This window comes from Devosia beringensis, from assembly GCF_014926585.1.
GTDB classification, from domain to species: Bacteria; Pseudomonadota; Alphaproteobacteria; order Rhizobiales; family Devosiaceae; genus Devosia; species Devosia beringensis.
In genome coordinates, this window is sequence record NZ_CP045422.1 from 360,546 (window position 1) to 384,030 (window position 23,485).

Genomic DNA, 23,485 nt, shown 5'->3' on the forward strand with positions numbered 1-23,485 from the left:
GTGCAAGCTGCAGTACCCCCACCCTCGGTCCCTCCCCACAAGGGGGAGGGAGGCGCAAAGCCCATGCTGTCCGTGCAAAACCTGCGCGTCAGTTTTCCGACCCATCGCGGCCGCGTCGAGGTGGTCAAGGGGATTTCGTTCGAGCTCGGCCGCGAGCGGCTTGGCATTGTCGGCGAGAGCGGCTCGGGCAAGTCGATGACCGGGCGGGCGATCCTGAAACTGATCCGCAAACCCGGTCTGGTGACGGCCGACCGGCTGGAATTCGACGGCGTGGACCTGCGCGCCCAGAGCGAAAAGCAGATGCGGGCCATTCGCGGCGCGCGCATTTCCATGGTGATGCAGGACCCGAAGTTCTCGCTCAATCCGGTGATGACAGTGGGCGAGCAGATCGCCGAAGCGCTGGTGACGCATGAGAAACTGCCACGGCGGGATGTCGAGGCGCGCATCCTGGCCATGCTGGACTCGGTGCGGATCGATGATCCCAAGCGGGTGGCCAAGCTTTATCCGCATGAAGTGTCGGGCGGGATGGGGCAAAGGGTGATGATCGCGATGATGCTGATCCCCGAGCCGGAGCTGCTGATCGCGGACGAGCCGACCTCGGCGCTCGATGTCAGCGTGCAGGCGCAGGTGCTTGATATCATTGACGATCTGGTGACAAGAAAGGGCATGGGGCTGATCCTGATCAGCCATGACCTCAACCTCGTCAGCCGGTATTGCGACCGCATCCTGGTGATGAATGCCGGCGAAGTGGTGGAGGAATGCGCGGCGGGGCAGCTGGAGCAGGCCAGGCATCCCTATACGCGGGGCCTCCTGGCAGCGATGCCGACCATCAACGAAAACCGGGATGAGCTGCCGGTGCTCGACCGCAGCCAATGGGCGGGCACATGAGCGCGATCACGCTGGAAGATCTCAGCATTTCCTATGGCGACACCACGGTGGTGCATGGGATCAATCTCGACATTGCCGAGGGCGAGAGCTTTGCCCTGGTGGGCGAGAGCGGCTCGGGCAAGTCGACCATATTGCGGGCCATAGCCGGGCTGGCGCCGGACTGGACTGGGGCGATCTCGGTGCTGGGCCAGGCGCGCAGCCATGGCGTCGACCGGGCCGTGGCGCGGCAGGTGCAGATGGTGTTCCAGGACCCCTATGGGTCGCTGCATCCGCGCAAGACCATCGACGCGACGCTGAGCGAACCGCTGGCCATCCATGGCATCGGCAATCGCGACAAGCGGGTGGAAGAGGTGCTGGCGCAGGTGGGGCTGGACCGGCGCTTCCGTTTCCGCTTTCCGCACCAACTGTCGGGCGGGCAGCGCCAGCGCGTTGCGATTGCCAGGGCGCTGATGCTGGAGCCCAAAGTGCTGCTGCTCGATGAACCGACTTCGGCGCTGGACGTCTCGGTGCAGGCGGAAATCCTCAACCTGCTCAAGCGGCTGCGGCGGGAACAGGGCCTGACCTATCTGCTGGTGACGCATAACCTGCCGGTGGTGAGCTTTTTGTGCGACCGGCTGGCGGTGATGCGGCAGGGCCGGATCGTCGAGGTGGCCGATGTGAGCCTGCTCAAGGCGGAGACGCTGGTGGAGCCCTATTCGCGCGAACTGCTGGCGGCGACCGAGGGGCGCAAGCCTGCCTGATATTTGCCCCGCCTAGAATTTTTCAGACCAAGGACTGACTTCATGACTGACCATTCCCAAGCCATTGCCACCTTTGACGCCGCCATTGCCCAGGCCAAGGGCGTCGAGCAGGCGTTTGCGGCGCTGCAGGCGCTGACCGAGGCGACAGTGGGCACCAAGCTCTTTACCTATATGAGCGTGGACATGCAGGCCGAGCTGGCGCGGCGGGCCTATACCAGCGATCCCACCAATTACCCGGCTTCGGGCACCAAGCCGATCCGCTATGACAGCTGGTTCGACGTGGTGCACAAGGAACACCGCTATTTCGTCGCCAATACCATCGCCGATATCGCCAAGGTGTTCCCGGACTATGAGCTGATCGACTCGCTGGGCTGCCAGAGCGTGGTCAATATGCCGGTGGTGATCGGCGGCGTGCTGATCGGCACGGTCAACATGCTGGACGTGGATGGCTATTATACGCCCGAGCGGGTGCAGATCATCCACGATGTGCTGGCGGTGCCGGCCAAGCTGGCGGCGCTCGTCGCGGCGCGCTAGAGCGTCCCACAGACTGAAACGGCGAACCCGCGGCGCTGGCTGCGGGTTTTTCGTTTTGAGAGTTGTGACCGGCGCCCCGCTTGCCAAACGACCGCCGGGCGATCAGTCTGGACGCAGAGGACGCGGGTCGGTGCCCGTCTGCGGGGATAGTCAGTGATGATCAGAGGCAAGGGTATGGTCGAGACCGGCGGGGCAATCACGGCGTCGTCGCCGGGGCTGATGAGCCGGCGGGCGTTCATGGCCGGTAGTGCGGCCCTAGGCGCCCTGGCGCTGGCGGGCTGTGTCTCCGGCGGCATGAGCCTGGCGGAAGCGCAGCGGGTCTATGGGCCGCTCCCGGATGAGCGTTTCCCGGTCCCGGCCGTCAATCTCAAAAAGGTCGATCCGAAATATCTCCGGCGGACCGTGCGGTACCCGACCGAAGAAGCGGTGGGCACCATCATCGTCGATCCGCGGCACTATTACGTCTACCGCATCGAAGAAGACGGGAATGCCACCCGCTATGGCGCCAATGTCGGTCGCGCCGGCTTTTTGTGGAGCGGCGAGGCCTATATCGGCCGCAAGGCGGAATGGCCGATCTGGACGCCGCCGAAGGAAATGATCCTCCGCCAACCCGAGGCGGCGCCCTATGCCAACGGCATGAAGCCGGGCCTCGACAATCCGCTGGGTGCCCGCACACTCTATCTCTACCAGGATGGCGTCTATACGCTGTTCACGATCTACAGCACCATCATGCCCGAGACGATCGGCAAGGGCATTTCGAGCGGCTGTGTCGGCCTGCTCACGCAGGACATGATCGACCTCTATGACAAGACGCCGGTCGACACAAAGGTCCTGGTGCTGAAGGCCTAGCGTAGCCGCGGCAGCCTACCGCCCCCTACCCCGCCTGGGCCATCAGGCTGGCATTGCCGCCGGCGGCGGTGGTGTCGATGCAGACATGGCGTTCGAGCAGCAGGCGGCCGGCCTCATCGGCGCTGGTCAGCAGCGGGAGCAACGCGCCCTGGCGCTGGCTGAGGGCCAGTCGGATTGGGCGCAGCTCGGCATCGGCCGCGAAGGAAAAAACGGCGTCGAAGCTGTCGCTCTGCGCCAGGGCATCGAGATCGAGCTGGGCCAGCAGCGCGGTGCAGCCGAGGCTGGCGGCGAGGACGGCTTGTTGCTGCTGATCGGCCGGGGTCGGGCCCAGGCAGAGCACGCGGCCGCGCGGGGCGGTGTGCATGATATTGCTCTCGCCGGTCGGGCCCGGCAGGACCAGGGGCGCGCTGTCGCCGTGGACCGGCGCCAGGGTGAAGCGCGGCACGTAGTGGGGGCCGCCGGCCTTGGGACCGGTGCCCGAGAAGCCCTCGCCACCAAAGGGCTGCGAGCCGACCACGGCGCCGATCTGATTACGGTTGATATAGATATTGCCGGCACGGACGGCGCGGGAGACGGCGCGGACCCGCGAGGAAATGCGGGTGTGCATGCCAAAGGTCAGGCCATAGCCGGCGGCATTGATATCGGCGATGACGCGGTCGATCTGATCGGCCTTGAAGGTGGCGATATGCAGTACGGGGCCGAATATCTCTTCTTTGAGCTCGCCGATGCCGGAGATGCGCAGCACGGCTGGGGCGACGAAGGTGCCGTTGGCCGGCGCCTGCAGCTGGTGCACCAGCTTACCGGCCTGGGCATAGCCATCGATATGCGCCTGGATCCTGGCGCGAGCGGGTTCGTCGATGATCGGGCCGATATCGGTGGAAAGCTGCCAGGGATTGCCGAGAGTGAGCTCGTCCATGGCGCCCTTGAGCATCTCGATGGTGCGCTCGGCAGCGTCTTCCTGCAGGTAGAGGATGCGCAAAGCCGAGCAGCGCTGGCCCGCGGACTGGAAGGCGGAGGCCAGGATATCGCGCACCGCCTGTTCGGGCAAAGCGGTAGAATCGACGATCATGGCATTAAGGCCGCCGGTCTCGGCAATGAGCGGCGCGGTGGGGGCCAGGTTTGCCGCCATGGCCTGATCGATGCGGCGAGCGGTGGGGAGCGAGCCGGTGAAGACCACGCCGGCGACGGCCGGGTTGCTGGTGAGGGCGGTGCCGATCTCGCCGGCGCCGGGCAATAACTGGATAGCGTCGGTTACAATGCCGGCCTCGTGCATCAGCTGGACGGCGCGGAAGGCGATCAGCGGCGTCTGCGGCGCCGGCTTGGCCAGGACGGGATTGCCGGCGACCAGGGCGGCGGCGATCTGGCCGGTGAAGATGGCCAGCGGGAAATTCCAGGGCGAGATGGCGGCGATAGGGCCGCGCGCGGCGGCCAGCGGCTGGCGCTCGGCCTCGTCGGCATAATAGCGCAGGAAATCGACGGCTTCGCGGACTTCGGACACCGCATCGGCCCAGGACTTGCCGGCCTCGCGAGCCAGCAGGGCAAAGAGCTCGGCGCTATGGGCCTCGTAGAGGTCGGCGGTGGCACGGAGCGCTGCGGTGCGGGTGGCGACGGGCGTCTGCGGCCAGGATGAGGCCGTGGCGGCGGCGATGGCGGCGGTCACGTCATCGAGGGTCGCATGGGTGACGGTGCCGATTGTGTCGGTGGGATCGGCGGGATTGGCGAGCGGGGTGGCAAGGCCCTTCCCGGCCGACTGCGCCAGCAGCGGCGTTGCCTGCCACTGCGTGGTGGCGAAAGCGTCGCGTGCGGTCTGCATGGAAGGGAAAGCGACGGGGTCGGTGAGGTCGAGGCCGGCGGAGTTGCGGCGCGGGGCGAAGATGGCCAGCGGCGCGGGAATGGCGGGGTTGGGGATGGCGTCGCCCAAAGCCAGGACCCGGGCGATGGGGTCTTCGGCGACCACGGATGCCGGGATGTCTTCATCGGCAATCTGGTAGACGAAGGAGCCATTGGCGCCGTTTTCGAGCAGCCGGCGGACCAAATAGGCCAGCAGGTCCTTGTGCGCGCCGACCGGGGCATAGATGCGGGTGCGGGTGCCGGCAGAGGTGCGCAGCACATCCTGCAGGCGCTCGCCCATGCCATGCAGGCGCTGGAATTCGAAGCTGTCCATGTCGCGCCCGGCGGCTTCGGCCAGATGCAGCACCGCGGCAGCGGTGTGGGCATTGTGGGTGGCGAACTGAGGATAGATATTGGCGGCGCCGAACAGGCGCCGGGCAGCCGCGATATAGCTGATGTCGGTGGATGCCTTGCGGGTAAAGACGGGATAGTCGGGAACACCCAGCACCTGGGCGCGCTTGATTTCAGCATCCCAATAGGCGCCCTTGACCAGGCGCACCATGATGGTGCGATCCAGCGATTTCGCCGTGGCGTCGAGCCAGTCGATCAGCGGCAGGACGCGCTTGCCATAGGCTTGGACGACGACCCCGAAGCCGTCCCAGCCGGCCAGTTCGGGCGCGGCGAGGACTTCGGCGATGATGTCGAGCGACAGATCAAGCCGGTCGGCTTCCTCGGCATCGATGTTGAAACCCATATTGGCGTTTTTGGCGGCGACGGCCAATTGCCGAGTCAGATCAACCAGTTCGGCCATGACGCGGTCGCGCTGCGCGAACTCGTAGCGCGGGTGCAAAGCCGAGAGCTTGACGGAAATGCCGGGGTTGTCGCGGACGACGGCCGAGGTGGCGTGGGGCGCGAGGCTAGCAATGGCGCTGGCATAGGCGTCAAAATAGCGCGCGGCATCGGCACTGGTGCGGGCAGCCTCGCCGAGCATGTCGTAGGAATAGGTATAGCCGTTGGCTTCCTGCTTGCGGGCGCGGGTGACGGCCTCGTCAATGCTGCGGCCAAAGACGAACTGGCTGCCCAGCAGGCGCATGGCCTGGCCCACGGCGGAGCGGATCACCGGTTCGCCCAGGCGGGCGACGGCGCGGTGGAAGGCCGATTTTGGCGCGACTTCGGGATCGCCCAGCACTTCGGCGGTGAGGCTGAGCGCCAGCGAGGAGAAGTTGACCAGGTGATTGGACGAGGCGCCGAAATGGCCGGTCCAGTCGGAGCCGCCGACCTTGTCGTGGATCAGGGCATCGACGGTGTCGGCGTCAGGCACGCGCAGCAGGGCTTCGGCCAGCGACATCAGGGCCACGCCCTCGTCGGTGGCCAGGCCATATTCGGACAGGAAGCTTTCCATCAGACCCAGGCGATTGCCCTTGCGCACGGTGGTGACCAAGGCCTCGGCGCGCGCCGAGATGGCGTTGCGCGCCGCCTCATCCAGTCCGGTATCGGCGATCAACTGGCCGACCAACGTGGTCTCGTCGGCGAGGTAGCGGGCTCGCAGGGCCTGGCGGGCGGCGGCCGTCGCGGCGACGGGATCGGCGGATGCGGTATCGGACATGGCGGCTTCCTGTTGCTGGTGCGTCGCCCTGCCCTGTCGCATGCGGGTGACCGGGGTGCTGCACACCGGCAGGATCATGCCAGAAGTCCAGAAGGCGTTTCGCCTGATTGTGTGGCCAAATGCTCCGCTCTAGCGTAGAATAGCGGCACTGGACAGGACAAACGCCCATGAAAACCGTCAGCTACGAGACTTTGGACCAGATCGACCGACACATCCTCGATATCCTGGCGCAGGATGGGAGGATCAGCGTGGCCGAACTGAGCCGGCGGGTGCATCTGAGCAAGACACCGTGCCAGACCCGGATCGCGCGGCTGGAAAAGGCCGGCTATATCCTGGGCTATCGCGCGGTGATTGACCCGCGGCGGCTGGGCCTGCCGCATGTGGCCTTTGTCGAGGTCAAGCTGAGCGACACGCGTAAGGCGGCGCTGGCGGCCTTCAACAAGGCGGTGCGGGCAATTCCGGAGGTCGAACAGGCGCATATGATCGCCTCGAGCTTTGACTATCTGCTCAAGGTGCGGACCAAGGACATTGCCGGCTATCGCGAGGTGCTGGGGGAGCGCATCTCGGCGCTGCCGCATGTGGCCCATACGTCAACGCATGTGTCGATGGAGGCGGTGAAGGGCGACGAGGAGTGAGGGTGGCCGGACTAATCAGGCGCGGCGCTGACCGGCACTAAAGACAGTCGGGGACGCGTATTGATCCTGCATGGCCTGGTCGCGGTTGCGGCGCAGCATGACATTGGCGCGCAGAATGGCGACGCGGTTCCGGCGCTGGGTGGCGGCGGCGGATTGCTCGAGGCAGAGAAAATGATAGCGCTTGAACTGGGCCAAAGCGGCCGGCGCATCGCCCATGGCCTCCAGGATCTCGGCCAGTTTGCCGGCAGCGCTGACCTGCTGATCGAGCCGCCTGGCCGCCTCGGCCCGCCCAAGAGCGTCGACGATGGTCTGGCGGGCCTCCTCCAGGCGACCGACATGCAGCTGAACATCGCCCAGCGTGAGCAGATAGTGCAGATGCTGGCTGAGGCCGGGCTGATCGAGCAGTTCGGCCCACTGATCCAGCACGAGGAGTGCCGCTTCGCCGTTGCCCTGCAGCGCCAGTGCCCTGGCATTGACGCCAAGAGCCAGGCGCAAGGTCCAGAAATCGTCGCCGCGCTGGGCATGCTGGATGGCCGCCGCGCTGAATTCAATGGCGGCTGCCCGTTCGCGGTCAGCTTCAGCGTGGTCGGCCCGACTTGACGCCTGTTCGGCAAGCATGGCGTGGCACATGCCCAAATTGAGCAGGTAGTAAGCCGAGCCGGCGGTATTGGCCTGACGGCCGGCAACGGCAACTGCCTGCTCCAGCAGGTCAACCGCCGGCTCGGGCTGCTGGCGGGCGAGCAGGACCAGGCCCTGCGCGTTGAGAACGAAGGCCAGCATGGACTCGTTGTCCTCCATACTGGCGGCCTGCAACGCTCTCGAAACGCAGTCCTGCGCCTCGTCGGCAAAATCGAGCTCGAGATAAAGCATGGCGGCGACCGACATGGCGCGCGCTGTTTCGAGCTGATTGCCCCGCCTTTGCCAAAGCCACTTGGCGCCGATGGCGCATTCGAGCCCCTGCTCGGCATCACCCAGGCGATGGCAGCTCCAGGCCATTTCGCACAGGGTAGCAGCCATCAGGTCCACATTGTCAGCGGCTTGGGCAGCGCTGTAGACGGTGCGAAAGGCGCCCAGGGCGGCATCGAAGCGCCCGGCACGCAGCAATTGCGTACCGCGGATAAAATCTTCCGGCAGGGCTAGGGGAGCAGACATCGGCACTCGTGGTGTTGGTGGACGTCACCCTAGCGCAATTGTCTGGTCAAACTCCTAATAACGGAAGTTAATATCGCGATAAGCTGCGCCCTTATTGCGCGCCTGGAGAATGATAGCGTGCCGACAGGGCGCGGCACGGGCTCAATCCTGCGGCGGCGACCAGAGCGGGGCTTCGCGCGCCAGCGGGGCCATGGTCTTGATGTCGTCGCCGCGGCGCAGGGCGATATTCATGCGGAAGCTGTTGCCGATGCGCTCGGAGCGCTCGATGAACAGGGCGGCGATATCGGGCGGGCAGAGGTCGGTGGCGGTGCGGCGGAACAAAGCCAGCCAGCGCTGGAAATGGGCGTCCGAGAGCTCGGGAATGGCCAGGTGCTTGGGCATGGGGCGGCCGGCATAGCGGCCGGTGCCCAGCAGCATGGAACTCCAGAAATCGGCAATGGTGGCCAGGTGATGCGGCCAGGCCTCGGGGGCGATGACGCGGTTAAAGACCGGGCCGATCAGCGGGTCACGCCGGGCATCGTCATAGAAGGCGTTGACCACGGCGGCGATCATGGCTTCGTCGAGTCCAGCCGGGGTTTCCCAGCCGACGCGCTGGTGCTGCGTGCCGACGGGCGGGCGCGGATTGTCGGTCATGGGGTCAGGCCTCGCGAATGACGTAGCTGCAGCGACGGCCGCCCGAGACGATATGCTCGGTACGGGTAACCTCGGCCGTGGGGCCGAGGACGGCACGAAAGACCTCGAGCTCGGCGCGGCAGAAGCCCTGGCAGGCGGTGGCGGCGGCGCAGATGGGGCAGTGGTTTTCCAGCAGCAGCAGCGAGCCATCGTCCTGCTGGTGCCATTCGGCCATATAGCCCTCTTGGCTGCGCAGGTCGGCGAGGCAGGCGACGCGGTCGCTCAGGACGGTGGCATCGGCCATGGCGGCTTCATAGGCGGTGCGCGTGGCGGCTTCGCGAGTGGCGATGACGCTATCGAGGGCGCCCTCGCCCAGCGTGGTGCGGACAATGTCGAGCAGCTGCACGGTGAGCGCGGCATGGGTATCGGGGAAACGGGCCTGGGCGGCGGCGGTCAGCGCCCAGAGCTGGGTCGGCCGGCCGACGCCGCGCGCCTCGCTGGTGGCGATGACGAGACCGGTCTCGGCCAGGCGGGCCAACTGCTGGCGGGCTGCCTCCCCGGAGGTACCCAGGGCCGTGCCGATGGCCGACGCCGACAGCGTGCCATGCATCTTGAGCAGCATGAGCACACGCTCGGCCGGGTTGCGGGGCGACCAGGCCGAATTGTCCAAGGAGCGGCTTGACATATCAGACGCAAGGGTTTTCAAAGTCATGACTTGGAATTTAACCGGCATGACCGCCAAACGCAAGTGTGGCGCCGTGCCCAACGCTGGAGAACCCTGATGGCTTTCGAACTCCCCGCTTTGCCCTATGCCACTTCCGCCCTCACCGACCGCGGCATGGGCCAGGAAACCCTGGAACTGCATCACGGCAAGCACCACCAGGCCTATGTGACGGCGCTGAACGGTTTCGTCGAGAAGAACCCAGATCTACAGGGCAAGTCGCTCGAAGAGATCGTGCTGTTTGCCAAGGACAAGCCGGACCTGGCGCCGGTGTTCAACAATGCCGGGCAGCACTGGAACCACATCCACTTCTGGAATGCGCTGTCGCCAAAGGGCGGCCAGCTGGGCGGCAAGCTCGAAGCCAAGATCGTCGCGGATTTCGGCTCGGTCGCAGCCTTCAAGGACGCGTTCAAGACGGCGGCGACCACGCAGTTCGGCTCGGGCTGGGCCTGGCTGGTGCTGGGTACGGACGGCAAGCTCAAGACGGCCAAGACGCCCAATGGCAGCAATCCGCTCGCCACCGGCGAGGGCAAGCCGCTGCTCGGGCTCGACGTGTGGGAGCACAGCTATTATCTCGATTTCCGCAATCGCCGGCCGGACTATGTGAGCAATTTCCTCGATACGCTGGCCAATTATGACTTCGCCGAAGCCAATCTGGGCTAGGCCAATCGACGTTGCCGGCGCTGCTCCAGGGAGCGGCGCCCGCAGGTCCACTAGATCAGGCTGGTCATGGACCCCGGCGCGGGCCTAGATTGCTGCAGGTGCGCAAGGCCATGGCCAGCACCCCACACGATACTCCGCCCGCTGTCGCGACAGTCCGGAGAAGGAATATGACTACACTCATGGCCGATTTTGACCTTCCCGACAGCATGAAGCTGCGCCCGCCCCGCCACCCGCTGGTGGGCAATGCCGAATTTCGCGCCGCCATGGCGGCCATGGCCGCCACTGTCAGCGTGGTGACGGCACAGCGCGGCGACGAGCGCATCGGGCGCACCGTGACCTCGATGCTGTCGCTGGCGATGGATCCGCCGACCATTCTGGTGTCGATCGACATCATGAGCCGGCTGGCCGATATCATCGCCAAGACCAATGGCTTTTCGCTGGTTATGCTGGCCGATGACCAGCAGGCGGTGGGCAATGCCTTTGCCGGCGGCCTGCCGGCAGCCGAGCGGTTCAGCGTGGGCGACTGGTCGAGCTGGCCGTCGGGGCATCCAATGCTGGCCGGCGCGGTGACGGCGCTGGACTGCGAGGTGATCGGGGCCATCGAGACGGGCACGCATGTGCTGTTTGCCGGGGCCATCATCGAGGCCGAGACCATTACCAGCCGCTCACCCCTGCTCTGGCAGCGGCACCATTATCACCGACTGGGCGGGCTCGACTGAGGGTCCGATTGCTGGCAGGCTGCACAAAAGCTTGCCGATAATGCCGCTTCGGCGCGGCGATGAGAGGTTCCGGGATCGCCCGGAAAGAGCGCGTGCCAAAATTCTACTTTCACTACCGCACCGATGACGAACTGATCGAGGACAAGACCGGGAGCGAGCTGCCGGACCTGGAAGCAGCCGAGCACAATGCCGCGGCTTTGGCCAAGGCGATCGTCGAACGCGCCGCCAGCAAGGGCGACGATACGCGGGTGCCGCGCTCGATCGAGATTACCGACGCGGCGGGCGAGGAAGTGCTCTATCTGGTATTCTGGGCCGGTCCGAAGCTGGGTGAAGACCCGGGGTCAGCCATGGACCCCGGCACGACGGTGCATTGACGGCAGACAGTAAATCAGGCGTGGCCGGTGACCGTGACGATCAGCACGAGGGATGCGGCCAGACCGGCATAGGCGAGAAACTTTGTGGTGTAGGTCAGAAACTTGGGCATGTTGGACATGTGAGGTTCCTACTCGCATCGCATGCCTAACACTACCACAGTGGTCGTGTATTGCAAGCGATGCCGATGGCCGCCAAACGGGCCCGGGAGAAACGCTTTGCTCGAATTGACGGCAAATCGGGAAAAACCACGCCGTTCTCATGCCCGAGCCGGCCCAAGCGCAACTTCATTCCAGAACCTTACCGGAGCCTTAATGCCGACACGGCGTCATCGGGGTTTGGTTTTGGCCTGATATTGGCCAAAGGCATGGCAGACAGGGGCGCGGACGGGCCCTAGAGTGGACGCGAAGCTGAGGAGTCGCCGGATGAATGTGGTACTAGCCAATCGCCCTGTCCTGCTGGAACGCGCCGCGGCGCTGGCAAGCGAGGACGCCGGCTTTGCCCAGTTCTTCCGGGCGGCCGTGCTGGCCACCGACAGCGAGGACCTGTCGCGGCAGGCGCCGGACCGGTTCGAGGCCATCCTGCGGCAGTCCTACGCGCATCTGCAGGCCTATGACGGCGCCGGCAGCCGCCTGAGCGTGACGCCGCCGGCCCAGCCGGGCGATCCGCTGGTGCTCGACATTGTCTCGCCGGACATGCCCTTCATTGTCGATAGCGCGCTGGCCGCGCTGCGGGCTGCCGGCGGCACGGTGCGGCTGTTTGCCCATCCGGTGGTGCGGCAGGCCAATGGGCAGGCGCTCAGCGTGCTGCATATCCACAGCGACCCGGTCAGCGACGTGCCGGCGCTGGTAGCGGAAATCGACAGCACGATGGGGGACGTGGCCCGGGCCGTGCAGGGCTGGCAGCCCATGCTGGAGCGGCTGCGCCGCAGCATTGCCGAGCTGGGCCGGCTCAAAGCCAGCCAGATCGATGAATCGCTGCGCTTTCTCGACTGGCTGGCCGAGCACAATTTTACGTTCCTGGGGATGCGGGAATATCGCATTGCCGGCGACGCGCTGGTGCCGGTGGCCGGCAGCGGGCTGGGCATGCTGACCGACCCCGAGGTCAAGGTGCTGCGCAGCGGGCCGACCTTTGTGGAATCAACGCCGCAGCACGCCGCCTTCATCGCTTCGGCCGAACCGCTGCTGGTGACCAAGGCCAATGTGCGGGCGCGGGTTCACCGGCGCCAGCACATGGATTATGTGGGCATCAAGATCTATGACGGCGCCGACCAGGCGGTGGGCGAGCTGCGCATTGTGGGCCTGTTCACGGCGCAGGCGCTGGCGACGCCGCATACCGACGTGCCGATCATAAGGCGCAAGATTGCCGAGGTGATGCGCAAATCGGGCGTGGACCCGATCGGCCATGACGGCCGTGCGCTGCTGAGCGCGCTCGACTCCTATCCGCGCGACGAGTTGTTCCAGATCGGCGTCGACCAGCTGTTCGAATTCGCCACCGCCATTGCCGCACTTTACGACCGGCCGCGCGTGCGGGTGCTGCCGCGCATCGATCGGTTCGACAATTTCGTCTCCATCCTGGTCTATGTGCCGCGCGACCGCTATGACGGCGCCGCCCGCGAGCGCATCACGGCCTATCTGGCCGAGGTCTATGACGGCCGCGTCTCGGCCTTTTATCCGCACTTCCCCGAGGGGGAACTGGTGCGGGTGCATGCCATTATCGGCCGGGTGGGCGGGAAAACGCCACAGCCCAGCCGCCATGAGCTCGAAGCCCGGGTCGATGCGCTGACCAGCAATTTCGGCGACCTGCTGATGGCCACGGCCGAGGATCCGGCGACAATCAGCGACTACCGCATGGCGTTTTCGGCGGCCTACCAGTCGCGCAATTCTGCCGAGGTCGCGCATGGCGATATCGCCGTGTTGCGGGAACTGGGCGACAGCACCCGGGTCGCGATCAAGCTGCGCGAGCGCGTGGGGGGCGACGGGGCGCTGGGGCTCAAATTCTACCACCGCGAGCACGCCATTCCGCTGAGTGACCGGGTGCCGATGATCGAGGCCTTCGGCTTCCGCGTGATCGACGAGCGCACCTATACGATCAACCCGCGTGACGGGGTGACGCGCTATCTGCATGACATGGTGCTGGCGACCGCCGATGGCAGTTTTTTTGACATTGCGACCAATGGCAAGGCCGTGGAAGACGGCCTGCTGGCGGTGTGGGACGGGAAGGCCGAGAGCGACCAGCTCAATACGCTGGTGAGCCGAACCGCGCTGGGATGGACCGATGCCGCTCTGCTGCGGGCGCTGTCGCGCTATCTGCGACAGATCGGGATTTCCTATTCGCAGCGCTATATCGCCCAGGTGCTTGTGAACCAGCCGGCGGCGGCCGAAGGGCTGGTCGCCCTGTTCAATGCGCTGCACGATCCGGCCGAGAGTGACCGCGCGGCCAAGGCCGATGCGGCAAGGGCACGGATCGAAGCGGCGCTGGATGCCATGACCTCGCTGGACGAGGACACCATCGTGCGCCGCTACCTCAACCTGATGGAAGCGGCGGTGCGCAGCAATGCGTTCCAGCGCGATGGGCAGGGCAATCGCCTGCCGGCACTGGCGATCAAGTTCGACAGCGGCAGGGTGGACGGCATGGTGGCGCCGCGGCCCTATCGCGAGATTTCGGTCTATTCGCCGCGGGTCGAAGGCATCCATATGCGCTTTGGCGCGATTGCCCGCGGCGGGCTGCGCTGGTCGGACCGGCCGGAGGATTTCCGCACCGAGGTGCTGGGCCTGGTCAAGGCGCAGCAGGTCAAGAATGCCGTGATCGTGCCGGTCGGCGCCAAGGGCGGTTTCGTGCCCAAGCGCCTGGTGGCGGGGATGCCGCGCGAGGCGTTCCAGGCTGAGGGCGTGGCCAGCTACAAGATCTTTGTGGGGGCACTGCTCGACGTCACCGACAACCTGGTCGAGGGTGCCGTGGTGCCGCCGCGCGACATGGTGCGGTGCGATGGCGACGACCCCTATCTGGTGGTGGCCGCCGACAAGGGCACGGCGACCTTCTCGGACACGGCCAATGGCATTGCCACCGGCCGGGGCTACTGGCTGGGCGACGCCTTCGCCTCGGGCGGCTCGGCCGGCTATGATCACAAGAAGATGGGCATCACCGCGCGCGGCGGCTGGGAGGCGGTAAAGCGCCACTTCCGCGAAATGGACCGCGACATCCAGACCGAGCCCTTCACCGTGGCCGGCGTCGGCGACATGAGCGGTGACGTGTTCGGCAATGGTATGCTGCTCAGCCCGCAGACGCGGCTGGTAGCGGCCTTCGACCACCGCGACATCTTCATCGATCCGACGCCCGACGCGTCCACGAGCCTGGCGGAGCGGCTGCGGCTGTTCGCCCTGCCCCGCTCGAGCTGGCAGGATTACAATACGGCGCTGATTTCGCGCGGCGGCGGGGTGTTTTCGCGCAGCCTCAAAGCCATTCCGCTGACGCCCGAGATGAAGACCCTGCTTGGCCTGACCGTGGACAGCGCCACGCCGAGCGCAGTGATGACGGCGATCTTGAAGGCCGATGTCGACCTGCTGTGGTTCGGCGGCATCGGCACCTATATCCGCTCGGCGCTCGAAACCAATGCCGAGGTGGGCGACCGCGCCAATGACGGCATCCGCATCACCGGCACGGAAGTGCGCGCCAAGGTGGTGGGCGAAGGCGCCAATCTGGGGGTAACGCAGCGCGGGCGCGTGGACTATGCGCTCAAGGGCGGGCGCATCAATACCGACGCCATCGACAATTCGGCCGGGGTGAATTCGAGCGATCTCGAGGTCAATATCAAGATCGCGGTGGCGCCGCTGCTGGCCGACGGCACGCTGGATATCACGGCGCGCAATGCGTTCCTCGTGACCATGACCGACGAGGTGGCCGCGCTCTGCCTGCGCAACAACTATCTGCAGGGACTGGCGATCTCGCTGGCCGAGCGGGCGGGCCTGGCCGAACTGCCCGACCATCGCGAGCTGATCGCGGGGCTCGAAGTACGCGGCCTGCTGGACCGGACGGTGGAATTTTTGCCCAGCGAGACGGTGCTGGACACGCGCGCCACGACCGGCAAGGGACTGGTGCGGCCGGAGCTGGCAGTGATCCTGGCTTATGCCAAGCTGGTGCTCTATGCCGACCTGCTGGACGGGCATGACATGGACGACGTCTATCTGGCGGGTGAGCTCTATCGCTATTTCCCCGATACGCTGCACCGGGTTTATCCCGAGGCGGTGACACGGCACCGGCTGAAGCGCGAAGTCATCGCCACCGTGCTGGCCAATGCCATGATCAATCGCGGCGGCCCGGCCTTTGTCAGCGAGCTGACGGCGGCGACCAGCGCCAGCCCGGGGGAAGTGGCGCTGGCCTATGCCGCCACGCGCGACGCCTATGGGCTGACCGATCTCAATGCCGCGATCGACACGCTGGATACCGCGGTGGATGGCGCAGTGCAGCTAGGGCTTTATGCCGAGGTCATGGCACTGCTGCGGCAGGAGAGCCTGTGGTTCCTGCGCAATGCCGATGTGACGCAGGGGCTGAGCGGGCTGGTGGCCCGGCACGGGGCCGGCGTCACCGCCCTGCGCGCGATGATCGCCCATACCCTGCCCGCCTCGCTGGCCGAAGGTGTCGCGGCGACAGCGCAGGCGCTGGTGGACAAGGGCGTGCCCGAGACCATAGCGGAGCGCATCGCCGAGCTGCCGGTGCTGGGCTATGCCAGCGATATCGTGCTGGTGAGCGAGCGGGCCGGCGTTGCCGTGGGCGATGGCGCGGCGGCGTTTTTCGGGGTGTTCGAGGCGTTCTGGCTCTGGCCGGTGATCGCCCAGAGCCGGGCCCTGCTGCTCAACGACCGGTTCGACCGCATGGCGCTGGACCGGGCGCTGGCCAATCTCATGCGGGCGCAGCGCGACCTGACGGCCGATGTGCTCAAGGCCGCAGGCGCCACGGTGACCGCCAAGCTGGCGGACTGGCAGGCGCGGAACGCAGCGGGGATCGCGCGGACGGCCACGGCAGTGGCCGAACTGACGCAGGGCTCGCTGACCGTGTCGCGGCTGACGGTGGCGGCCGGGTTGATGGCCGATCTGGCGCAGGAATAGCCCGGACTCGCCCTGCCCCATCATGCCGGGGCGGGGCCGGCCTGGCCCTTCACGGCTTGCGAACAAAAGCAGAATAGACTCTTTTGGACCGGCAACCCAAAGGTGCCGATTCGTGCTTGCCAGCCCCCATTATCTTGACGTGCTCAACCCGGAGCAGCGCCGCGCCGTCGAGCATGGCACGGGCGAGGCGGCGCCCGGTCCGCTGCTGGTGATTGCCGGCGCCGGATCGGGCAAGACAAATACGCTGGCGCATCGGGTGGCGCATCTGATCGTGCAGGGCGCCGACCCCAGACGCATCCTGCTGATGACGTTTTCGCGGCGGGCGGCCATCGAGATGAGCCGGCGGGTGGAGCGCATTGCGGGCCAGGTGCTGGGCACCAGCGCCGGGACGGTGACTGACGCGCTGAGCTGGGCCGGGACCTTTCATGGCATCGGCGCGCGGCTGCTGCGCGAGCATTCCAGCCAGATCGGGTTGGACCCGGCCTTTACCATCCATGACCGCGAGGATTCGGCCGACCTGATGAACCTGGTGCGGCATGAGCTCAAACTCTCCGAGGCCAAGAGCCGCTTTCCCACCAAGGGCACGTGCCTTTCCATCTATTCGCGAGTGGTCAATGCGCAGGACGAGCTGGACGCGGTGCTCAAGGCCAGCTTTCCTTGGTGCGCCATGTGGGGTGCGGAGTTGCGCGAACTGTTCAGTGGCTATGTTGCGGCCAAGCAGAGCCAGAACGTGCTCGATTACGACGACCTGCTGCTCTACTGGGCCGGGATGATGGCCGAGCCGGCCATGGCGGCCGAGGTGGCGGCGCGCTTCGACCATGTCCTGGTCGATGAATATCAGGACACCAACAAGCTGCAATCCTCGGTGCTGCTGGCGCTGCGGCCGCAGGGGCATGGGCTGACGGTGGTAGGCGACGATGCGCAATCGATCTATTCGTTTCGGGCCGCGACGGTGCGCAATATCCTCGACTTTCCCGATGCCTTCACGCCGCCGGCCGCCATCGTGACGCTGGACCGCAATTACCGATCGACGCAGCCGATCTTGAGCGCGGCCAATGCGGTGATCGAGCTGGCCAGCGAGCGCTTTACCAAAAACCTGTGGACCGAGCGGCAGTCGGACGCCAAGCCGCTGCTGGTGACGGTGCGCGACGAGGCAGACCAGGCGCGCTATGTGGTGCACAAGGTGCTCGAGGCCCGCGAGGCCGGCATGACGCTCAAGAGCCAGGCGGTGCTGTTCCGCACATCGAGCCATGCCGGGCCGCTCGAAATCGAGCTGACGCGGCGCAATATCCCTTTCGTCAAATTCGGCGGGCTCAAATTCCTCGACGCGGCCCATATCAAGGACCTGCTGGCGGTGCTGCGCTGGGCGGAAAATCCGCGCGACCGGGTGGCGGGCTTTCGCGTGCTGCAATTGCTGCCAGGTGTCGGACCGGGCACGGCCGGACGGGTGCTGGACGCCATGGCCAGCGGGCCGGACCCGATCTGGGCGCTGGGGGAAATCCCGGTGCCGCCGCGGGCCGGCGAAAGCTGGGCTGGACTGGTTGAATTGATGAGGCGGCTGGCGCGGCGCGATGCCGGCTGGCCGGTGGAACTGGGCTATGCGCGGCTCTGGTATGAGCCGCTGCTGGAGCAGGCCTATGACGACGCCATGGTGCGGGTGCAGGACATTATCCAGCTCGAGCAGATCGCCGGGGGCTATCCGAGCCGCGAGCGCTTCCTGACCGAGCTGACGCTGGATCCGCCGGACGCCACCAGCGATCAGGCGGGCGTGCCGCTGCTGGACGAGGATTATCTCATCCTCTCGACCATCCATTCGGCCAAGGGGCAGGAATGGAAGGCGGTGCATGTGCTCAATGTGGTGGATGGCTGCATGCCGTCGGACCTGGGCACCGGCTCGACGCATGAACTGGAGGAGGAGCGGCGGCTGCTTTATGTGGCGATGACGCGGGCGCGCGACGAACTCAACCTGATCGTGCCGCAGCGGTTTTTCGTGACGCAGCAGGCCAAGCATGGCGACCGGCACCTTTATGCGCAGCGCAGCCGGTTCATTCCGCGCGCCATGGTGGGGCTGTTCGAGGATATATTGTGGCCGCCGGTGAGCCCGGCGCATATCGAGGGCCTGTCGCCGGCGCCGGTGCGGATGGATATTTCGGCGCAGATGCGGGGCATGTGGAAGTGACCCCATGCCAAAGTCGGATTGTGTAGCGGCCCGGGATGGGGAGAGTGAGGGCGTCCTTCTTCCATACAAAGAGCCGCTCATGACCACCCTTTCCGACTGGCTTGCTGCCCAGAATGTTGATCAAGGCCTGGCCTCGGTGATGACCACGATGGCGGCGGCGAGCGTCGAGATTGCCGGCGTGCTGCGGCAGGCGGCGATTACCGGGCAGACCGGGCTGGCCGGGCAGACCAATGTGCAGGGCGAGGACCAGAAGGCCCTCGACGTGATCTCAAACCACATTGTTTTGAATCACATAGGGCAGAACCCGCACATCTCGATTCTGATCTCCGAGGAACTGGACGAGCCGGTTCATCTGCAGAATCAGGGCGCCTATCTGGTGGCGACCGATCCGCTCGATGGCTCGTCGAACCTGGACGTCAATGTCACGGTGGGGACGATCTTTTCCATTCTCGATGCGCGCAAGGGGCTGCTGCAGCCCGGATCGGCGCAGCTGGGCGCGGGATACGCGGCCTATGGGCCGGCAACGAGCTTTGTCATTACCTTTGGGCCGGTAGCGGCGGCGTTCACGCTGGATGAGACCGGCGTGTTCGTGCTGACGACGGCGCAGCTCGGCGTGCCGGCCGCCTCGGCCGAATATGCCATTAACACGGCGCGGGAGCGGCTGTGGGACAGGGCAACCAAGGGCTATGTCGCCGAGAATGTGGCCGGGGAAACCGGGCCGGCCGGCAAGCGCTACAATATGCGCTGGGTCGGCTCGATGGTGGCCGATGTGCACCGGATTTTGATGCGGGGCGGGATATTCATGTATCCGCTCGACAGCGAGAACGCGGCCAAGGGCGGAAGGCTGCGCCTGCTCTATGAGGGCAATCCGATGGCGCTGCTGGTGCAGGCGGCGGGCGGCGCATCGACCACCGGGCAGCAGAGCGTGCTCGATGTGGTGCCCAGCGATATCCACCAGCGGGTGCCGGTCGTGCTGGGCTCGGCGGACGAGGTAAAACGGGTCGAGGCCTGGTACGCGAAGGGCTGAGGCGGTTTTCCAACGACAGGCAAATTGCAACGTTCTTGTTGGGACGCTATAGCTCGGTCCAGTTGAGGTGCCGGCCCCTGTGCGCCGGCCGGGAGCCATGATGACCGACGCGAGCCATACCCTGCCCAAGACCAATTCCAGCCCCTGGTCGAGCCGGCCGTTTCACCGGCAATATCTGATGCGGCAGGCCAATAACCTGTTCGACTTCTTCGAGGGGCCCTCGCTCAACCCCAAGGGCGGGTTCTTCGAGCTCGACGATGACGGCATGCCGCTCAATGAAGACAATGCGGTGCGGCAGATCCATGTCACCACGCGCATGGTGCACTGCGCCGCCATTGGCAGCCTGATCGGCCGCCCCGGCTCGGGCGAACTGCTCGACCATGGCATGGCCTATATCTGGGACAAGCATCGCGATGCCAAGCATGGCGGCTATGTCTGGGGCGTCGACGACAATGGCGTCACCGATGGCTCCAAGCAGGCCTATGGCCATGCCTTCGTGCTGCTGGCCGCGTCGAGCGCCAAGCTGGTGGGGCATCCCCTGGCGGACCAGATGATTGCCGACGTCACGGCAGTGATCAATGCGCGGTTCTGGGACGAGAACGTCGGCGCAATGCGCGACGAATATAGCCAGGACTGGGCGACGCTTTTGCCCTATCGCGGGCAGAACGCCAATATGCACATGACCGAAGCGCTGATGGCCGCCTTCGAGGCGACCGGTGACCGCGCCTATCTGAGCAAGGCCGAGCGGATTGCCGAGCTGATCATTGCCAAGCATGCGGTCCAGCTCGGGCACCGGGTGGCCGAGCATTTCGACGCCAACTGGGCGCTCGACAAGCATTATGAGGGCAATGAGATGTTCCGGCCCTCGGGCACGACGCCCGGGCACTGGCTGGAATGGTCGCGGCTGCTGATGCAGCTGTGGATCCTGGGCGACAAACGGCTGAGCTGGCTGACCGATGCGGCGCGGAACCTGTTCCGCCAGTCGATCGAGCTGGGCTGGGATCACCAGCATGGCGGCTTTTTCTATACGCTGGACTGGGACAACAAGCCGATCATGCGCGAGAAGCTGTGGTGGCCGGTGAGCGAAGCGATCGGCGCTGCGGCGTTCCTGAGCGCCTATGACCGGGACGACTATTTCCAGATCTGGTACCGCAAGCTCTGGGACTATGCAGAGAACCACGTCATCGACCATGCGCGCGGCGGCTGGATGAGCGAGCTGACCGAGGATCTGACTCCGACCTCGCGGCTGTTTGTCGGCAAGCCGGACATCTATCACGCGCTGCAGGCCTGCCTGATCCCGCTCTATCCGGCGACGGGGAGCCTGACCGCGGCGATCATCGCGGCCGACCACACGGTCAAGCAGCACCACTAGGCAGCAGCAGTCGGTTGCCACGGTCAGGCGCGGCGCGTACATCAACGGCACAGCTGAGAGGCCCTGCCATGTCGCGTCCTGACCGCCTGCCTGCCCAATTGCCGCGCCATCTGGTGGAGCGCGCCGTTGCCGCCGCGCTGGAGGAAGATCTGGGCCTGGCGGGGGATCTCACCAGCCAGGCGACACTGACCCCGACAGCGCAGGCGACTGCGAGTCTATCGGCGCGCGAAGGCGGCGTGATTGCCGGGCTGGACCTGGCGGCGGCGGCGTTCCGGCTGGTGGGCGACGGGGTGGTGTTCACGCCGCTGGTGGCCGATGGCGACAGCATTGGCGTCGGTGGCGTGGTGGCGACGGTGACGGGCCCTGCCCGGCTGGTGATGTCGGCCGAACGGGTGGCGCTGAACTTCCTCAACCACCTCAGCGGCATCGCGACGCTGACGCGGACCTATGTGGATGCCGTGGCCGGAACGGGCGCGCAGATCTGCGATACACGCAAGACGACGCCGGGCCTGCGGGCCTTCGAGAAGTATGCGGTGCGCTGCGGCGGCGGCGCCAATCACCGCTATGCGCTCGATGATGCCATCCTGATCAAGGACAACCATATCGCCGTGGCGGGGAGCGTGGCGGCTGCCTATTCTGCAGCCGCAGCCTTTGCCGGGCACCTGGTGGCGATCGAGATCGAGGTACAGAACCTGGCCGAGCTGGAAGAGGCGCTAGCGGCCGGCGCCCGTGTCATCCTGCTCGACAATATGGACAATGACCTGCTGCGCCAGGCGGTGGCGATCAATGCCGGGCGGGCCAGGCTCGAGGCCTCGGGCGGGGTGCGGCTGGAGCGGGTGCGCTCGATCGGGGAAACCGGCGTGGATTATATCTCGACCAGCCAGATCACCATGGCGGCCCAGCCGCTCGATCTGGGGCTCGATGTCGAGTTCGAGCAGCCAGCATGACCCAAGTGCAGGCGCTAACCGCGCTGGCGCTGGAGGCGGCCATAGCGGCGGCGCAGGCGATCCTGGCGGTCTATGCCCGGCCGATCAATGCCGTGGCCAAGGGCGATGGCTCGCCGGTGACCGAAGCCGACCAGGCGGCCGAGGCGATCATCCTGCAATACCTTGCGCCCAGCGGCATTCCGGTGCTGGCCGAGGAAAGCGTGGCGGCGGGGATCATCCCAGACCTGGGCGCACGCTATTTCGTCGTCGATCCGCTCGACGGCACCAAGGAATTCATCAAGCGCAATGGCGAGTTCACCGTCAATATTGCGCTGGTCGAGCATGGAGTGCCGGTGATGGGGGTGGTGCTGGCGCCGGTCAGCGGCGAGGCCTTTGTCGGCGATGCGCGCGGCGCCTCTGTCTGCGACACGGCCTCGGGCAGCGTCCGCAATACGCAGTCCATCACGGTCTCGAACCGGCCGGCCCTGCGCGTCGTCGCTAGCCGCTCGCATGGTCATGCCGCCCTGGCGCAACTTTGCGCCGCGCTCGACATCAGGAGCGATGTATCGGTGGGCTCGTCGCTGAAATTCTGCCTGCTGGCGCGCGGCGATGCCGAGCTTTACCCCCGCTTTACCCCGACCTGTGACTGGGACACCGCTGCCGGCCAGGCAGTGCTAGAAGCCGCAGGCGGGGCGGTGCTGACGCTGGACGGGGAACGCCTGCGCTATGGCACAGGCCGGCCGGGCTTTCTCAATCCCTATTTCGTAGCCGCCGCCAATCTGGCGCTGGCGCAGCGGGCGGCCAGGGAAATGGCCGGTATTCTGGGCTGAAGCGCGAGCCATGCAACCTGGTCTTAACTGATCTGAGCAAACAGCTGCGCCGTAGAACTTGCACGATTCACGGCTGACATATAATGAACCGGCATATATCGGCTCGGCATATGCCCTCGGAGCGCGTGCATGAACGTCAGAACACTGTGCCTTTCCGTCCTCTATGAGGGCGAATCCACCGGTTATGAAATTCGGCGCCAATGCGTCGAAGGCGAGTGCTCATACTTCATCGAGGCGAGCTTTGGCTCGATCTATCCTGCCCTGGCCAAGCTGGAAGAAGACAAGCTGGTCACCAGCCGCACCGAGCAGCAGGACGGCAAGCCGGCCAAGAAAATCTATTCGATCACCGAGGCGGGTCGCGAGGAATTTGCGCAGCAGCTGGCACAGCCGCTGGGCAATGACATGTTCCGCAGCCCCTTCCTGCTGTTTGCCCGCTTCGCCCATATTCTGCCGCGCGAGCTGGTAGAGGCGCGGGCCAATGAATTCCTGCAGGAGCGGGTCGACAAACTCAAGCATCTCGAAGAGGCAACGGCCAAGCGTAGCTGCAATGCAGCAGACGATTGGGTCATCAATTACGGACGTGCCATTATGGCGCTTGCTGAACAGCACATGCGCACCCATATGCACGAACTGATCACATTAGCGCGAGCCGAAGCGGCTAAAGACGCGGCTGAGTAAAGGGGCGACTTCTCTATGCGTGCATTATTTTCTTACGGTATTGCCTT

At 65.7% G+C, this 23,485-nt stretch carries 19 protein-coding genes; 15 read left to right on the forward strand and 4 right to left on the reverse strand.

The window, feature by feature from the left end; all coding sequences use genetic code 11:
* Positions 1–63 precede the first annotated feature (63 nt).
* From GDR53_RS01845 to GDR53_RS01860, 4 genes are all read left to right on the forward strand, one after another.
* On the forward strand, positions 64–888 hold the full coding sequence (locus tag GDR53_RS01845; protein WP_193336421.1) for an ABC transporter ATP-binding protein: 825 nt from the start codon (positions 64–66) through the stop codon (positions 886–888).
* Positions 885–1,628 (forward strand): ABC transporter ATP-binding protein, encoded by a 744-nt coding sequence (locus tag GDR53_RS01850; RefSeq protein WP_193336422.1) that lies wholly within the window; start codon positions 885–887, stop codon positions 1,626–1,628. The genes GDR53_RS01845 and GDR53_RS01850 overlap by 4 nt, the downstream gene beginning before the upstream one ends.
* A 42-nt stretch (positions 1,629–1,670) precedes the next feature.
* The gene (locus tag GDR53_RS01855) at positions 1,671–2,162 is read left to right on the forward strand and encodes a GAF domain-containing protein (protein WP_193336423.1); all 492 of its coding nucleotides are present in this window, start codon (positions 1,671–1,673) and stop codon (positions 2,160–2,162) included.
* Between the two features lie 156 nt (positions 2,163–2,318).
* Entirely contained in the window at positions 2,319–3,011 is a 693-nt protein-coding gene (locus GDR53_RS01860) for a L,D-transpeptidase (RefSeq protein ID WP_193336424.1), read from the forward strand.
* Positions 3,012–3,036: 25 nt separating this feature from the next.
* Here GDR53_RS01860 and putA read toward each other — a convergent pair whose 3' ends face one another.
* Positions 3,037–6,447: a bifunctional proline dehydrogenase/L-glutamate gamma-semialdehyde dehydrogenase PutA gene (gene putA, locus GDR53_RS01865; protein WP_193336425.1), complete on the reverse strand. Its 3,411-nt coding sequence runs from the start codon at positions 6,445–6,447 to the stop codon at positions 3,037–3,039.
* Positions 6,448–6,614: 167 nt separating this feature from the next.
* Between putA and GDR53_RS01870 the strand changes: the two genes are divergently transcribed.
* Positions 6,615–7,082, forward strand: coding sequence for an Lrp/AsnC family transcriptional regulator (locus GDR53_RS01870; protein ID WP_193336426.1), 468 nt, complete (start codon positions 6,615–6,617; stop codon positions 7,080–7,082).
* Between the two features lie 15 nt (positions 7,083–7,097).
* Here GDR53_RS01870 and GDR53_RS01875 read toward each other — a convergent pair whose 3' ends face one another.
* From GDR53_RS01875 to GDR53_RS01885, 3 genes are all read right to left on the reverse strand, one after another.
* Complete coding sequence (locus GDR53_RS01875) at positions 7,098–8,234, reverse strand: tetratricopeptide repeat protein (RefSeq protein WP_193336427.1); 1,137 nt, start codon at positions 8,232–8,234, stop codon at positions 7,098–7,100.
* A gap of 141 nt (positions 8,235–8,375) precedes the next feature.
* Positions 8,376–8,867, reverse strand: coding sequence for a group III truncated hemoglobin (locus GDR53_RS01880; protein ID WP_408639778.1), 492 nt, complete (start codon positions 8,865–8,867; stop codon positions 8,376–8,378).
* 4 nt (positions 8,868–8,871) lie between these two features.
* Positions 8,872–9,531, reverse strand: a complete 660-nt coding sequence (locus GDR53_RS01885; RefSeq protein ID WP_193336428.1) for a helix-turn-helix transcriptional regulator — start codon at positions 9,529–9,531, stop codon at positions 8,872–8,874.
* Between the two features lie 96 nt (positions 9,532–9,627).
* Here GDR53_RS01885 and GDR53_RS01890 point away from each other — a divergent pair, with 96 nt between their 5' ends.
* From GDR53_RS01890 to GDR53_RS01935, 10 genes are all read left to right on the forward strand, one after another.
* On the forward strand, positions 9,628–10,230 hold the full coding sequence (locus GDR53_RS01890; protein WP_193336429.1) for a superoxide dismutase: 603 nt from the start codon (positions 9,628–9,630) through the stop codon (positions 10,228–10,230).
* 167 nt (positions 10,231–10,397) lie between these two features.
* Entirely contained in the window at positions 10,398–10,949 is a 552-nt protein-coding gene (locus GDR53_RS01895) for a flavin reductase family protein (protein ID WP_193336430.1), read from the forward strand.
* A gap of 92 nt (positions 10,950–11,041) precedes the next feature.
* Complete coding sequence (locus GDR53_RS01900) at positions 11,042–11,323, forward strand: DUF6894 family protein (RefSeq protein WP_193336431.1); 282 nt, start codon at positions 11,042–11,044, stop codon at positions 11,321–11,323.
* Between the two features lie 423 nt (positions 11,324–11,746).
* Complete coding sequence (locus GDR53_RS01905) at positions 11,747–16,426, forward strand: NAD-glutamate dehydrogenase (RefSeq protein WP_193336432.1); 4,680 nt, start codon at positions 11,747–11,749, stop codon at positions 16,424–16,426.
* A gap of 112 nt (positions 16,427–16,538) precedes the next feature.
* Positions 16,539–18,605, forward strand: a complete 2,067-nt coding sequence (locus tag GDR53_RS01910) for an ATP-dependent helicase (RefSeq protein ID WP_232846699.1) — start codon at positions 16,539–16,541, stop codon at positions 18,603–18,605.
* Between the two features lie 79 nt (positions 18,606–18,684).
* Positions 18,685–19,632 (forward strand): class 1 fructose-bisphosphatase, encoded by a 948-nt coding sequence (locus tag GDR53_RS01915; RefSeq protein ID WP_193336434.1) that lies wholly within the window; start codon positions 18,685–18,687, stop codon positions 19,630–19,632.
* A 100-nt stretch (positions 19,633–19,732) separates the two neighbouring features.
* Positions 19,733–21,004 carry an AGE family epimerase/isomerase gene (locus GDR53_RS01920; protein ID WP_193336435.1) on the forward strand — a complete coding sequence of 424 codons (1,272 nt, stop codon included), beginning with the start codon at positions 19,733–19,735 and terminating at the stop codon, positions 21,002–21,004.
* A gap of 68 nt (positions 21,005–21,072) precedes the next feature.
* Positions 21,073–21,951: a carboxylating nicotinate-nucleotide diphosphorylase gene (gene nadC / locus GDR53_RS01925; protein ID WP_193336436.1), complete on the forward strand. Its 879-nt coding sequence runs from the start codon at positions 21,073–21,075 to the stop codon at positions 21,949–21,951.
* Positions 21,948–22,760: a 3'(2'),5'-bisphosphate nucleotidase CysQ gene (gene cysQ / locus GDR53_RS01930; RefSeq protein WP_193336437.1), complete on the forward strand. Its 813-nt coding sequence runs from the start codon at positions 21,948–21,950 to the stop codon at positions 22,758–22,760. Before nadC ends, cysQ begins: the two co-directional genes overlap by 4 nt.
* Before the next feature lie 129 nt (positions 22,761–22,889).
* Entirely contained in the window at positions 22,890–23,438 is a 549-nt protein-coding gene (locus GDR53_RS01935) for a PadR family transcriptional regulator (protein WP_193336438.1), read from the forward strand.
* Positions 23,439–23,485: the final 47 nt, after the last annotated feature.

Coding starts and splice junctions, on each gene's coding strand:
- GDR53_RS01850 (WP_193336422.1), top strand. CDS start 885: ATGAGCGCGATCACGCTGGAAGATCTCAGCATTTCCTATGGCGACACC.
- GDR53_RS01860 (WP_193336424.1), top strand. CDS start 2,319: ATGATCAGAGGCAAGGGTATGGTCGAGACCGGCGGGGCAATCACGGCG.
- cysQ (WP_193336437.1), top strand. CDS start 21,948: ATGACCCAAGTGCAGGCGCTAACCGCGCTGGCGCTGGAGGCGGCCATA.
- GDR53_RS01895 (WP_193336430.1), top strand. CDS start 10,398: ATGACTACACTCATGGCCGATTTTGACCTTCCCGACAGCATGAAGCTG.
- GDR53_RS01845 (WP_193336421.1), top strand. CDS start 64: ATGCTGTCCGTGCAAAACCTGCGCGTCAGTTTTCCGACCCATCGCGGC.
- GDR53_RS01890 (WP_193336429.1), top strand. CDS start 9,628: ATGGCTTTCGAACTCCCCGCTTTGCCCTATGCCACTTCCGCCCTCACC.
- GDR53_RS01870 (WP_193336426.1), top strand. CDS start 6,615: ATGAAAACCGTCAGCTACGAGACTTTGGACCAGATCGACCGACACATC.
- GDR53_RS01915 (WP_193336434.1), top strand. CDS start 18,685: ATGACCACCCTTTCCGACTGGCTTGCTGCCCAGAATGTTGATCAAGGC.
- GDR53_RS01885 (WP_193336428.1), bottom strand. CDS start 9,531: ATGTCAAGCCGCTCCTTGGACAATTCGGCCTGGTCGCCCCGCAACCCG.
- GDR53_RS01920 (WP_193336435.1), top strand. CDS start 19,733: ATGACCGACGCGAGCCATACCCTGCCCAAGACCAATTCCAGCCCCTGG.
- putA (WP_193336425.1), bottom strand. CDS start 6,447: ATGTCCGATACCGCATCCGCCGATCCCGTCGCCGCGACGGCCGCCGCC.
- nadC (WP_193336436.1), top strand. CDS start 21,073: ATGTCGCGTCCTGACCGCCTGCCTGCCCAATTGCCGCGCCATCTGGTG.
- GDR53_RS01935 (WP_193336438.1), top strand. CDS start 22,890: ATGAACGTCAGAACACTGTGCCTTTCCGTCCTCTATGAGGGCGAATCC.
- GDR53_RS01905 (WP_193336432.1), top strand. CDS start 11,747: ATGAATGTGGTACTAGCCAATCGCCCTGTCCTGCTGGAACGCGCCGCG.
- GDR53_RS01855 (WP_193336423.1), top strand. CDS start 1,671: ATGACTGACCATTCCCAAGCCATTGCCACCTTTGACGCCGCCATTGCC.
- GDR53_RS01875 (WP_193336427.1), bottom strand. CDS start 8,234: ATGTCTGCTCCCCTAGCCCTGCCGGAAGATTTTATCCGCGGTACGCAA.
- GDR53_RS01880 (WP_408639778.1), bottom strand. CDS start 8,867: ATGACCGACAATCCGCGCCCGCCCGTCGGCACGCAGCACCAGCGCGTC.